Below are 11945 nucleotides of genomic sequence, written 5' to 3'. Positions count from 1 at the left end.
TATGGAATGTAATGTTACACACTTCAAGCGATTTAGAGTAAAAAATAACAAAATTAAGGAGTTTTCATGGTTTCTGAATTGCAAAAGCGAAAATGGACAACTCTTTTTGCTATCTTCGATGCAAACAATAATGGGGTGCTAGACCAAAAAGATTTTGAGCAATTTGTTCAGCGGCTGGCACAAGTTCGTGGTTGGCAACCGGGCTCATTAGAATATAGCAACATTCATGATAAGCAATTACTCTACTGGAAGCGCGTACAAGAGGCGGCTGACAAAAACGGTGACGAAAAAGTGACTTTAGAGGAGTGGTTAGAATATCACGAGCAGCTACTGAGTGCAGCGAACAAATACAATGAAATCGAGTCGTTGGGTTCTGCGGTTTTTGACCTATTTAATCCTGATGGCAAAGAGAAGATGACTGCTGAAAAATGGGAAGAGCTTTTCGTAACGTGCAATATTCCTCGCGTCTATGTGAAATATACTTTTCCACAACTGGATCTCAATGGTGACGGCATCCTCTCCAAAGACGAGGTATTGCAGTTGATTAGTGAATTTTATCTCAGTGATGATCCGAACGCTCCTGGAAACTTACTTTTTGGTCCGCATATATAGGTCTTACGTCCACCACCTGTTGTAATAAACATCTCCGAAAAATGCCAATACTACTCTCTAACTGGCTTTCAACAGGCGATCGCCCAAGGGGCAGTGTCTAATGTTGTCGATAGGTAGGCATATTGATCTGTGTTGAAGTCAGCAAAAGCCTCCTCACGAGTTGCGGGTTAATCAAAGTACTCCACAGCGGACTCAAAAGCGATTAATGATATTAAACATTTTTTCAGGAGCAGAACGTAAGTTACTTGCTAAACCAATGACAATTTCAAGCTGGTCTTCTCTTATACCTTTAAGAGTTGCCTCAGCAACCTCCACAGGTGAAATGACTACGTTTTCTTGTTCTCGGTTTTCTCTTGCACCCCTGTCTAACTCTGTATCAACAATGGGTGGGGCTACTTCAAAGACTTTCATTGATGTATTTCGCAATTGATGCCTTAAAGATTGACTGAATGAATGCAAACCTGCTTTTGTCGCACAATAGATAGGAACAACTGCAAGCGGTGTGAATGCTAAACCAGAGGTAATATTTACAATTGCCGATTCTCTCTGCTTGATTAGGTGAGGTATAAACATTGTGGATAGATGAATTGGAGCTTTTAAGTTGATATCTATCTCATCTTCTCCCGATAAATCTACTGCTCCTTTTGTCAAATCGACTTCTTTTTGAATCCCTGCATTATTTATCAATATGTTTAAATTTGGAAATGTATTCGTAACCCATTGAAACAAGTTTTCTCTGGCGCTGTCTTTTGAAACATCACAGTTCATGACATGAAGCGAAGGAAGCTTTGTCTTTGCTTCTTGTAATTTTTTCTCTCTTCTTCCGCAGATAATTACCTTGTTGTCTTCTCTTAGGAAAGCCTCTGCTAAGGCTAATCCGATTCCCGTTGCTCCACCTGTAATGAGGATAGTATTATTTGTGGTTTTCATTGTTATTACAATAATGTGACGACCAAAACATGACATTCCAAAGGTAGTCGTTAGTTGCTACGCGGTGGTAATACAATTGGTGGATAAAATGGTAAATAACTCGGATTAATTCTTAAGCTGCTTCTGATTACGAAATTGCAGGGGTGTCAGCCCAACATATTTTTTGAAGAACTTGCCAAAGTTCGTGGGTTCGTCAAATTGTAAATTATGGGAAATGTCAGCAATATCTAATTCCGTATGAGTTAAAAGGCTCTTAGCCTCTAACAGAATACGCTCAACGATAAAGCTACGGGCTGTTTTACCTGTGGCTTGCTTTATAACATCGTTTAGATGATTAGAGGTAATGCCTAACAAACTTGCGTATTCCTCAACTGTCTTTTTCTGTAAATATAATTTATTAATGAGTTGCTGATACTGGTTTAAGATGATGAGGCTACGAGGTTGATTTTTTGCTTGGGCTGTATATTTTTCATAAAGTGATTTGCAATAATAAAGTAGAGCCAGTACCAACGATTGAGTGATATGAGTTTTGTAGGAATTTGTACCTGTAAACTCTGCCCAAATCATTTGAAAGTAGCCTAGTAGCTTTTCTGATTCCGCTTGTTCCGGCTCAAAGAGATTGCTTTCCGTAACCTTGAAGAAGGGAAACTCGCTCAAAATATCGCAGGATAAAAATTCATCTTTGAAGTAAAAGACAAAGCCTTTGGTGTTTGAGTCTCTTTGCCAAGAATAGATATGATAGGGTGAACTGAATACAAGACAACCTCGTCTGTTTTCAAATTTGTCAGCATTTATAAAAATAGATGAGTTACTTGGGCTTTTCTTGAAGCTCACATGATAAAAGCCTTTTCGGTAGGGCGGCAGTGCTTTTACTGCTTCTACCTCTAAGTCCTCTAATTTAAGAAGATCAAAAAAATTACAAACTGCTCTATGTCGAGAATTCGTAGCTTTATATAGTTCGTTAATTTCCTGAAAAAATTGGATTTCTTTTTGTGCTTTCAATCTTGCTCTTGTTTTGTTAGCTAGGTTGTAGTTGCAGTTTCTCAATTTTATCCACGGTTCGCTTCGTCTAAAACTGGTATCAAAGTTCAAGCGCGCGCTAAGGGACTTCCAAATAAAAAAATATCCCAAATTTTCTTGTGGGATGGGTGTCCCCACCCGTCCCAATATTCAGGGCGGGCTTTTCTGCCCAACGCCAGAGCCGGCACGAGGGAAACCGTTCGGCTGAGCGCTCACGGCGAAGCCGTCATTCGCGCTGGTTCCCCCACAAGATGGATAATTTATTTCTTGGAAATCCCTAAGTTAAAATTGTGTTAAGTTGTTGTGCCTTTAATTTGCACAATCTGGGCGGGCAGGATGCCTACCCCACAATAATTTCATTTAAATATAGTATGCAAATTATAGGATTTTCAGCTTATTGACTTTTGACTTTTGACTTTTGACTTTTGACTTCCCCGAAGGGGTGACGCTTGCTTTATCTCCAAAGAAATTAGTAATATGAAGAATAACTTCTCCGTTAAGCTTTTAGAGACTCAATCGACTTTGGCTTGCTTTTTTTACGCTTGATTGGGTTCATCCAAAGTTCCAGAAAAGAAAACAATTGAGATAAAGCTAAGGTGAGAACCAGATAAACTAAGGCAACTGCCGTGTAAATCTCGAAAGCCCGATAAGTATTAGCCACAATTAATTGACCGCGTCGGAATAATTCCTCAAAGCCGATAACTGCTACGAGACTGGTATCTTTGAGCAAGGTAATAAATTCATTTCCTAGTGGTGGAATCATGCGACGCAACGCTTGGGGAAAAATGATGTAGCGCATGGTCTGCACTCCACTCATACCTAGGGAGTTTGCTGCTTCTGCTTGTCCTGGTTCAATCGATTGAATTCCAGCGCGAACAATTTCCCCCATATATGCAGCAGAGTTGAGGCTCAAAGCAACAACCGCAGCAACTAAACGGTCAAAGCGCAGGGGTATGCCTAAGCTTTGCGCCAGTGCTGGCAAGCCGAAGTAAATCATAAAAATCTGCACAAGCAGAGGCGTACCGCGAAAGAAATCGATATAAGCGCGAATTGCCCATCTCAGAGGCACAATTGGCGAAAGTCGGGTAATTCCTATCAAGCAGCCGCCAATCATTCCAAAAATCACGGACAGTGCAGTAATCTCAAGTGTGACTACAGCGCCAAGAAGTAAATCTGGCAGGGCGTTGAGAATGATAGTTAGACTTTGAATCATTATGGAGTGGTGGGGAGGTGGGGTGATGAGGAAGAGACTTATAATGCGTGAATGCAGTGGCGTGAATTGATTCTCCCCAGTCCTCATGAGGAACCTGGCACACTTTCTGGCAGTTTTCCAGGTTCTGAAGCGAACCACTTTTTGTAAATTTGAGCGTAGGTACCATCTGAAATTATCTTTGTCAAAGCTGTGTTGATGGCGTTGAGGTTGGGAGAGTTTTTCGGCAGGGCAAAGCCATAATATTCTTCGGTAACTAGTTCGCCAACTACCTTTATACTTTTGATGTTACCAGTCTTGATAGCTTCTTGAATCGCGGGAGCATCATGAATGGCTGCATCCACATTGCCATTTGCTAGTTCTTGGAAAGTTAAAGGGGCTGAGTCGAATTCCCGCACTTCGGCACCTGAAATGCTTCTGGCTTTTTTAGCTCCGGTTGTACCAATTTGGACGGCAATTTTTTTGCCTTTTAAACTATCTAAGTTGGTAATAGTTGCGTTGTCTTGGCGGACTGCGATCGCCAACCCTGCTTTAAAATAAGGTCGAGAAAAGGATACTGTCTGGGCGCGTTCGGGTGTTATCGTCATAGCAGCGACGGCTGCATCTACAGTATTTGCCTGTAGTGCGGGAATCATGCCATCAAAAGGCATAGTCTGGAATTCAATTGTCATTCCAGCTACTTTTGCGACTGCTTTGATCACGTCAATGTCAAAACCCACAATTTCATTTCCCGTTCCTTTAAATACAAAGGGCGGAAAGGTTCCGTCTGTGGCAATCTTGATGGTTTTACCTGCTGTAGCTGTTTGTTGAGAATTTCCGTTCTTAGAGGAACTGCTAGTATTGCTGCCTGAGTCACAAGCTGACAAAATGATAGCTGCACCAAAACCCGCTAAAAAATGTTTAATGAAATGCGATCGCCTCATTTTTTCCTCGAACATTGTTTTTTTCGGATAAATAATTGCTAACATAGATGAGATTTTCAAAGAACCATCTTTTCAGGTACTACAGAAGCGAGTAATAAGTTTCTATCAAGTGTAGATTCTTTTTTATTTTTTGTATTTTATGCTATTAATAACATGAAAAACTAAATATATTAAATACGTACTAGCTTAACTTTTGTTTTTTCTCATTCCAGACTGTTTAGGTATAATTAGCTATAGTGTAATCAACATGGGAAATGGACAATTCCACCCCTGCAATTATCTTTAAAGACATTGAAAAGAGCTATGGTTCCCTAAAAGTACTCAAGGGAATCACGGGCGAAATCAAACGAGGAGAAGTCGTCGCAGTCATTGGTGCCTCTGGTTGTGGCAAAAGTACTCTGCTGCGCTGCTTCAACCGCTTGGAAAATATAGATTCTGGGCGTTTAGTCGTCAATGGTATTGAGGTATCACAACCTAGTTTTAGCAACAGGCAACTGCGCCAACTACGAACACAAGTAGGCATGGTTTTTCAGCAGTTTAACCTGTTTCCTCATCTGAGCGTACTAGAAAACCTCACACTTGCTCCGCGTAAAGTGCTGGGGAAATCTGCGAAAGAAAGTACACAGCTGGCGGGATTTTATCTCGAAAAAGTTGGACTTTTTGACAAAGCATCTGCTTATCCAGAACAACTTTCGGGTGGACAAAAGCAACGGGCAGCTATTGCCCGCAGTTTGTGTATGAACCCCCAAGTCATGCTTTTTGATGAACCAACCAGCGCCCTAGATCCGGAACTTGTTGGTGAAGTGTTGCAAGTCATGCAGCAACTAGCAGCAGAAGGTATGACGATGGTAGTTGTCACTCATGAAATGCAATTTGCTCGTGAAGTGGCACATCAAGTTATGTTTTTGGATCAAGGTGTCGTGGTAGAACAAGGTTCGGCTGCCAAAGTTATCTCTAATCCAGAGAGCGATCGCCTACGTACTTTTCTGAGTCGTCTCAATGGTAGAGAGTTGGGAATTAAAGGTTAGGAATAAAGAATAAAGCTAAAAAACTTCCCCCATTTGGGTGAACCTTTTGGGTGAGGTGCTGGCGCGATCGCTTCTTGTAGTATTTTTGTAGTGTGCTCGTGCTAAGCAGCATATACTATGACTTCTGAATTTGAATATAGCCTGATTGCTAATCAAAAGGACATTGCGCGGCTAGGGAATATCCTCGAGCAGTGTTTTCTCATGTCGCCAGGTGAGAGTGAAATTTTCTTCAACCGCCTCGGCTTAGAAAACTTCCGTATCATTCACCAAGGTGAGCAAATTGCTGGTGGACTAGCAACTATCTCAATGGGTCAGTGGTGGGGCGGTCAGCGCGTACCTATGACGGGAATAGCAGCAGTAGGCATTGCTCCAGAATATCGCGGAAGTGGAGCTGCATTAGCTATGATGCAGCACGTTGTTAAGGAACTTTATGCCAAGGGAGTACCCATTTCCGCTCTCTATCCAGCGACTCAACGCCTATACCGCAAAGCAGGGTATGAGCAGGGGGGTTTCTCTTGTATTTGGGAAGTTCCTACTGAAAGCATCCTAGTCAAGGAAAAGCCGCTACCTGTTTGCGATGTTCCTGGTAATCATGAAATCTTTCGTCAACTCTATCAGCATCAGGCAAAACTCAATAATGGACTTTTAGACCGACACCAAGGTCTTTGGCAGCGCATATCTACACCAGATGAGAATGAAGCAATCTACGCCTATCTTATCGGTTGTGCAGACCAACCCCAAGGCTACATCATCTTCAGCCAGCATCAAAACCAAGATGGCTCTTCTATACGGCTGAGGGATTGGACAGTTCTCACAACCGCTGCTGCACAAACTTTATGGAGCTTTCTTGCCAATCATCGCTCCCAAATTAAATATGTGCGATGGAGAGGGTCTGCTAACGACTCCCTAACTTTACTGTTACCAGAACAAACAGCCAAGCAAAAATCTGCCATGCGCTGGATGCTACGCGTGATTAATGTTAGTACAGCTTTGGAAAAGCGTGGTTATTCGCCAGCAATTCAAGCAGAACTGCACTTGGAAGTTCAAGATGATTTGGTTGCTGAAAACAATGGTAGATTCATTCTGTCTGTTGCCAATGGACGAGGTGAAGTCACAAGCGGTGGAACAGGCGAGATGAAGCTAGACATTAGAGGATTGGCACCTCTGTACACGGGCTTATTTACCCCACAGCAGTTGCAGCTTGCAGGACAACTGGATGCTACAGAAACAGCCATGTCAGCCGCAACTCAAATATTTGCTGGCGCATCTCCTTGGATGGCTGATTTCTTTTAAGATTGTGTTCTTTTTAAGTTCATCCGTTAACTAAGCATGGGAATCACCCCTATGCTTAGTTAACGGAGTGTGAATAATAACCGCAGGACATCTCGAAAAATCAACGCTGGTGGTGAGCGTGGTGTGAGATCATAGAGACAGTCAACGACAGTCAACGAAGTCTGAACAGAATGGAACAACATCCGAACTCAACGGTCGTGATCACGGGCGCATCCTCAGGGGTCGGTTTGTACGCCGCGAAAGCACTTTCCCAAAAGGGATGGCATGTGGTGATGGCTTGTCGGGATTTAGCGAAGGCTGAAAAAGCTGCCCAAACGGTGGGAATGTCCCAGGACAGCTACACGCTCATGCATATCGACTTAGCTTCTTTAGAGAGTGTTCGACAGTTTGTCAAGGACTTCAGAGCAAGCGGAAAGTCCCTAGACGCTTTGGTGTGCAACGCCGCAATTTATATGCCTTTACTAAAAGAGCCGTTGCGATCGCCTGAAGGATTTGAGTTGAGCGTTGCCACAAATCACCTCGGTCATTTCCTTTTGTGTAACCTTATGCTTGAAGACCTGAAGCACGCATCCTCTTCCGACCCGAGGCTGGTGATTTTGGGAACTGTAACGCACAATCCAGACGAGCTTGGCGGCAAGATTCCGCCGCGTCCGGACTTAGGAAATCTGGATGGCTTTGCAGCAGGATTTAAAGAGCCAATCTCGATGATTGATGGCAAGAAGTTTGAACCAGTTAAGGCTTACAAGGACAGCAAAGTCTGCAATGTGCTAACCATGCGAGAGCTGCATCGACGCTATCACGAATCCACCGGGATTACCTTCACCTCTCTCTATCCGGGGTGTGTTGCAGAAACGCCACTATTCCGCAACCATTATCCCCTGTTTCAGAAACTCTTCCCAAAATTCCAAAAGTACATCACCGGGGGGTACGTGTCTCAGGAGTTGGCTGGCGAGCGAGTCGCAGTGGTGGTAGCCGATCCCGAGTACAAACAATCTGGTGCTTATTGGAGCTGGGGGAATCGACAGAAGAAAAATGGTAAGTCGTTTGTTCAAAAGGTCTCTCCTCAAGCCCGCGATGATGAAAAAGGCGATCGCATGTGGGAACTAAGCGCCAAGCTGGTTGGACTTGCGTAACGAGGTAGGACTGGGCGTTACCAATCGGTGGAGCGATCGCTTTATCGATCAATCCATCGATTGCTGGTATTCTGATTCAGGGATTAACAGGTTTTCATTGGTAAGCTCAAATCGGGCTTAATTGTAAGTAATTAATCGCACTTTCGCGGTGCTACACAGCGCACTACAATATCGTCATATCATGTCCGCTTAAAGACTTATCATATAGACTGACGCAGAGACTCGGGGACGCGGGGACGCGGAGAGATTTTAATGACAAGTGATTAGCCGGACATGATATCACCCTATAATAGGAGATATGATTTTTAGATCGAAAGCTATGTCAAACAAGACATTCGACCTTAAAGAATTGCCAATTAGTGTTACTGAATTACTCTCTTCAATTCAAGATGACCAAGAGATAGTCATTACTAGTGATAATACTCCGGTTGCTAGATTAACTCTACTTAATCCTGTCGCTCAAATTAGATCGAAATTAGAAAAAACACCTCAACCCGGATTAAATTTAGGTGCTATGGTAATGAGTGATGATTTTGATCGACCTTTACCAGATGAATTTTGGTTGCAAAATCCATGAAATTGCTCTTCGATACACATACATTTATTTGGTGGGATAGTGACCCCTCAAAACTTTCTAAACGCGCATTAGAGTTATTAAAAGATAAGAATAATCTGAGGTTATTGAGTGTAGTTTGTCTCTGGGAAATTCAAATTAAACATCAGTTAGGCAAACTAACATTAAATAAAACCTTAGGAGAGATTGTTGCTATTCAACAAAATAATTTTATCGAAATATTACCAATTACTGTTGCTCATGTTTTAGCTTTAGATAGTTTGTCTATCTCTCACAAAGATCCTTTTGATCGTTTACTGATTGCTCAGGCTAATATAGAAAATGCAGTGCTGATTAGTTGTGATTCTGTTTTTGCTAATTATTCAGTCAAGGTAGAATGGTAGTTGATTTTATCCCCTAAGAAAGCGATCGCACTCTTATCAACCATCATCCATGAGCGCTCGCCTTCCTTTTAACATAGTCCCTACAAGATTAGCGATCCCACATCTTATGTAGGTTGGGTGGAGCGATCGCTCCGCCCAACATTTAGTTACAATTTGATTTTTCTCCAATCCACCACCAAGACGATGGTTGGTTTGTTGGGTTTCGTTGCCTTAACCCAACCTACAAGATCCGCGCTGGGTGTACCAATTGGTGGAGCGATCGCTTTATCGATCAATCCATCGATTGCTGATATGAGGTTAAATCCACAGAGGTTGTCGCTCTGTCAAGTTAAGTTAGAAGACCAAAATTTCAGGTAAGCCAATCTACCCTACTACAGACTATAAACTTTTATCTGAGCGTGTTTTCGAGATTCTGGTTTCGCCTTCACCACAATCTGCACATCACAACCTAAAGCATTCAAAAATCGGAAAAGCCGTTCTGTTGAAAAACCTGATAGTTTTCCCTTCATTAGGGCAGAAATCTTAGGTTGATCGACTCCTAAAAGTTCAGCAGCTTCAATTTGAGTCATATCGTGTTTGGTGATGATTTCGCTAATTTGACGTGCAAGTTCTGCTTTAACAAGTAGCTCATCAGGATTAGCTAGACCTAAATCTGCAAAAACATTACCACTACTTGCTTTGACGTTGATTTCCTCAGTCATTTTTCTCTTCCTTTTGCTTGGCGCTATAGTTCTGGGCGTGATGTTCTTTTGCTCGTTTGAATCTTGCTTCGATGAGTTCAATGTCTTGCTTTGGCGTAGCAATACCATGCTTTGATTTTTTCTGAAACGCGTGTAAAACATAAACTACGCCTTCCAATTTCACTGTGTAAACGGCTCTGTAAGTATCCCCATCAAAGTCTTCTACAACTTCCAATACCCCAGCACCTTTAAATCCTTTAAGCGGTTTTGCACAATTATGCTTCTCGCCACACTGAGCTAAATAAAGAGCGTAACCCATCACCTGCTGAACTTCTTCTGGGAACTCTCTCAAATCATCAAGCGAGCTTCCAACCCACTCAACTGGTTTTAATGAAAAACTCATACTGACAGTATGCTAGTTTTGGCATATTTTGTCAATGATACATCTTGGCATTGGTCGAGGTTCAATCGTTACCTGAAGTAGAAACATTGCAAATCTCCTTGTTATCCTACCTGTAGACCGTTGAGGAAACAGAGCAATGTTAAAAGTTTTTGCTGACCGGGGTGGTACATTTACCGATTTGGTTGCGGTGACTGACGATCGCGCAATTATAGATAAACTCTCAAGACATTCTGTAGGAGGAAGTCCGTTACGTTTTTTAATTGTGCCTCTTCCCAACCAGCAATGGATCATAGTTTACAAATTACTCTCAGAAAATCCCGAACAGTATCAAGATGCAGTCATCCAAGGTATTCGGGATATCATCGGTCTTTCAGGCAACGAACTTATTCCAACTGAAGCAATAGAAGTGGTCAAAATGGGGACAACAGTAGCAACAAATGCACTGTTAGAAAGGAAAGGGGATAGAGTCGCACTTGTGATTACCAAAGGGTTTAAAGATGCACTCTTGATTGGCTATCAAAACCGTCCTAACATCTTTGCCCGTCATATCATTTTACCAACCATGCTTTATGAGCAGGTGATTGAGGTTTCAGAACGCTATGATGCTAACGGTCAAGAATTAATCCGGGTAAATATTGAACAAGTCAAAAATGACTTACAAGCAGTTTACAACACAGGAATTCGCTCTTGTGCAATTGTTTTTATGCACAGCGATCGCTATCCCTACCACGAACAACAAGTCGCCCAACTTGCCCAAGAAATAGGATTTACGCAAATCTCCGTATCGCATCAAGTGAGTCCTTTAATGAAACTTGTTAGCCGAGGGGATACAACAGTCGTCGATGCTTATTTAACTCCGATTCTGCGTCGCTATGTTAACCAAGTAGCTAGTCACCTACCTGGAGTCAGATTAATGTTCATGAAATCTGACGGGGGTTTAGTCGCAGCCGAACAATTTCAAGGAAAAGATAGTATTTTGAGTGGTCCTGCTGGGGGAATTGTCGGCGCAGTACAAACTAGCAAAAGGGCGGGTTTTGAGTTAGTCATTACCTTTGATATGGGAGGGACAAGTACAGATGTTGCCCATTTTAAAGGAGAGTATGAACGGCAACTAGATTCGGAGATTGCAGGGGCGCGGATGCGAGTCCCCGTATTAGCAATTAATACGATTGCTGCTGGTGGCGGTTCAATTCTATTTTTTGATGGTTCTCGTTATCGTGTCGGACCGGAATCTGCGGGATCAAATCCTGGTCCTGCTTGTTACCGACGTGGCGGACCATTAACAGTTACTGATGCCAATGTTATGTTAGGCAAAATTCATCCTCAATATTTTCCTTCTGTCTTTGGATTAGATGGCAATTTGCCTTTAGATAAAGATATTGTCATTGAAAAATTTACACAATTAGCTCAAGAGATTGAAGCTGTCACAGGAAATACCCGTACGAACGTACAAGTCGCAGCTGGATTTATTGCGATCGCTGTGGAGAATATGGCAAACGCGATCAAAAAAATCAGCCTACAACGGGGTTATGATGTCACCCAATATGTGCTTTGTTGTTTTGGAGGCGCAGGAGGGCAAGTTGCTTGTTTAATTGCCGATACTTTGGGGATGAAAAAGATATTTCTTCATCCTTATGCTGGAGTTCTTTCTGCTTATGGAATGGGATTAGCTGATGTCCGGGCAATTAGAGAGGGGGAGTAGAAAAGCCTCTAACCCAAGCATTAATCCCTCAACTAGTGCAGTTAATGGAATCTT

General features: G+C 42.5%; 12 protein-coding genes and 2 pseudogenes. 8 read left to right on the top strand and 6 right to left on the bottom strand.

Going from position 1 to position 11945, the window contains the following annotated elements:
• Positions 1-66: 66 nt before the first annotated feature.
• The gene (locus tag V5G28_RS10995) at positions 67-612 is read left to right on the top strand and encodes an EF-hand domain-containing protein (protein ID WP_332987432.1); all 546 of its coding nucleotides are present in this window, start codon (positions 67-69) and stop codon (positions 610-612) included.
• A 192-nt stretch (positions 613-804) separates the two neighbouring features.
• On the opposite strand, the gene V5G28_RS10990 is transcribed toward V5G28_RS10995, so the two are convergent.
• The 3 genes and pseudogenes from V5G28_RS10990 to V5G28_RS10980 form a co-directional block, all read right to left on the bottom strand.
• Complete coding sequence (locus V5G28_RS10990; protein ID WP_332987431.1) at positions 805-1542, bottom strand: SDR family oxidoreductase; 738 nt, start codon at positions 1540-1542, stop codon at positions 805-807.
• 105 nt (positions 1543-1647) lie between these two features.
• On the bottom strand, positions 1648-2544 hold the full coding sequence (locus V5G28_RS10985; RefSeq protein WP_332987430.1) for a helix-turn-helix domain-containing protein: 897 nt from the start codon (positions 2542-2544) through the stop codon (positions 1648-1650).
• 514 nt (positions 2545-3058) lie between these two features.
• Positions 3059-4695: pseudogene (locus tag V5G28_RS10980) on the bottom strand (ABC transporter permease subunit).
• Positions 4696-4949: 254 nt separating this feature from the next.
• Between V5G28_RS10980 and V5G28_RS10975 the strand changes: the two are divergent.
• Positions 4950-5723, top strand: a complete 774-nt coding sequence (locus tag V5G28_RS10975; RefSeq protein WP_332987429.1) for an amino acid ABC transporter ATP-binding protein — start codon at positions 4950-4952, stop codon at positions 5721-5723.
• On the opposite strand, the gene V5G28_RS10970 is transcribed toward V5G28_RS10975, so the two are convergent.
• On the bottom strand, positions 5713-5835 hold the full coding sequence (locus tag V5G28_RS10970; protein WP_336230387.1) for a hypothetical protein: 123 nt from the start codon (positions 5833-5835) through the stop codon (positions 5713-5715). The two genes, V5G28_RS10975 and V5G28_RS10970, sit on opposite strands and share 11 nt — an antisense overlap.
• Positions 5836-5840: 5 nt before the next feature.
• Here V5G28_RS10970 and V5G28_RS10965 point away from each other — a divergent pair, with 5 nt between their 5' ends.
• From V5G28_RS10965 to V5G28_RS10945, 5 genes are all read left to right on the top strand, one after another.
• Positions 5841-7016 (top strand): GNAT family N-acetyltransferase, encoded by a 1176-nt coding sequence (locus V5G28_RS10965; RefSeq protein ID WP_332987428.1) that lies wholly within the window; start codon positions 5841-5843, stop codon positions 7014-7016.
• 170 nt (positions 7017-7186) lie between these two features.
• Complete coding sequence (locus tag V5G28_RS10960) at positions 7187-8149, top strand: protochlorophyllide reductase (protein WP_332987427.1); 963 nt, start codon at positions 7187-7189, stop codon at positions 8147-8149.
• A gap of 298 nt (positions 8150-8447) precedes the next feature.
• A complete protein-coding gene (locus tag V5G28_RS10955; protein ID WP_332987426.1) occupies positions 8448-8726 on the top strand; it encodes a type II toxin-antitoxin system Phd/YefM family antitoxin in 279 nt (92 codons plus the stop codon).
• Positions 8708-9106, top strand: a complete 399-nt coding sequence (locus V5G28_RS10950; RefSeq protein WP_332987425.1) for a type II toxin-antitoxin system VapC family toxin — start codon at positions 8708-8710, stop codon at positions 9104-9106. Before V5G28_RS10955 ends, V5G28_RS10950 begins: the two co-directional genes overlap by 19 nt.
• 117 nt (positions 9107-9223) lie before the next feature.
• Positions 9224-9463 (top strand): hypothetical protein, encoded by a 240-nt coding sequence (locus V5G28_RS10945; RefSeq protein ID WP_332987424.1) that lies wholly within the window; start codon positions 9224-9226, stop codon positions 9461-9463.
• A 14-nt stretch (positions 9464-9477) separates the two neighbouring features.
• On the opposite strand, the gene V5G28_RS10940 is transcribed toward V5G28_RS10945, so the two are convergent.
• On the bottom strand, positions 9478-9807 hold the full coding sequence (locus V5G28_RS10940; RefSeq protein ID WP_332987423.1) for a helix-turn-helix domain-containing protein: 330 nt from the start codon (positions 9805-9807) through the stop codon (positions 9478-9480).
• Positions 9800-10189 carry a type II toxin-antitoxin system RelE/ParE family toxin gene (locus tag V5G28_RS10935; protein WP_332987422.1) on the bottom strand — a complete coding sequence of 130 codons (390 nt, stop codon included), beginning with the start codon at positions 10187-10189 and terminating at the stop codon, positions 9800-9802. Before V5G28_RS10935 ends, V5G28_RS10940 begins: the two co-directional genes overlap by 8 nt.
• 136 nt (positions 10190-10325) lie before the next feature.
• Here V5G28_RS10935 and V5G28_RS10930 point away from each other — a divergent pair.
• A pseudogene (locus V5G28_RS10930) lies at positions 10326-11945 on the top strand (hydantoinase/oxoprolinase family protein); the annotation flags it as partial.

The organism is Scytonema sp. PRP1 (genome assembly GCF_036697665.2).
Taxonomy (GTDB): Bacteria; Cyanobacteriota; Cyanobacteriia; order Cyanobacteriales; family Nostocaceae; genus Kalymmatonema; species Kalymmatonema gypsitolerans.
Note: the sequence above shows the minus strand (reverse complement) of the source record. Positions and strands in the feature narration are given on the sequence as shown.

Bases quoted from the DNA above. Each gene is read 5' to 3' on its own strand.
- V5G28_RS10975 (WP_332987429.1), top strand. From the start codon at position 4,950: ATGGACAATTCCACCCCTGCAATTATCTTTAAAGACATTGAAAAGAGC.
- V5G28_RS10995 (WP_332987432.1), top strand. From the start codon at position 67: ATGGTTTCTGAATTGCAAAAGCGAAAATGGACAACTCTTTTTGCTATC.
- V5G28_RS10970 (WP_336230387.1), bottom strand. From the start codon at position 5,835: ATGCTGCTTAGCACGAGCACACTACAAAAATACTACAAGAAGCGATCG.
- V5G28_RS10935 (WP_332987422.1), bottom strand. From the start codon at position 10,189: ATGAGTTTTTCATTAAAACCAGTTGAGTGGGTTGGAAGCTCGCTTGAT.
- V5G28_RS10955 (WP_332987426.1), top strand. From the start codon at position 8,448: ATGATTTTTAGATCGAAAGCTATGTCAAACAAGACATTCGACCTTAAA.
- V5G28_RS10940 (WP_332987423.1), bottom strand. From the start codon at position 9,807: ATGACTGAGGAAATCAACGTCAAAGCAAGTAGTGGTAATGTTTTTGCA.
- V5G28_RS10965 (WP_332987428.1), top strand. From the start codon at position 5,841: ATGACTTCTGAATTTGAATATAGCCTGATTGCTAATCAAAAGGACATT.
- V5G28_RS10960 (WP_332987427.1), top strand. From the start codon at position 7,187: ATGGAACAACATCCGAACTCAACGGTCGTGATCACGGGCGCATCCTCA.
- V5G28_RS10990 (WP_332987431.1), bottom strand. From the start codon at position 1,542: ATGAAAACCACAAATAATACTATCCTCATTACAGGTGGAGCAACGGGA.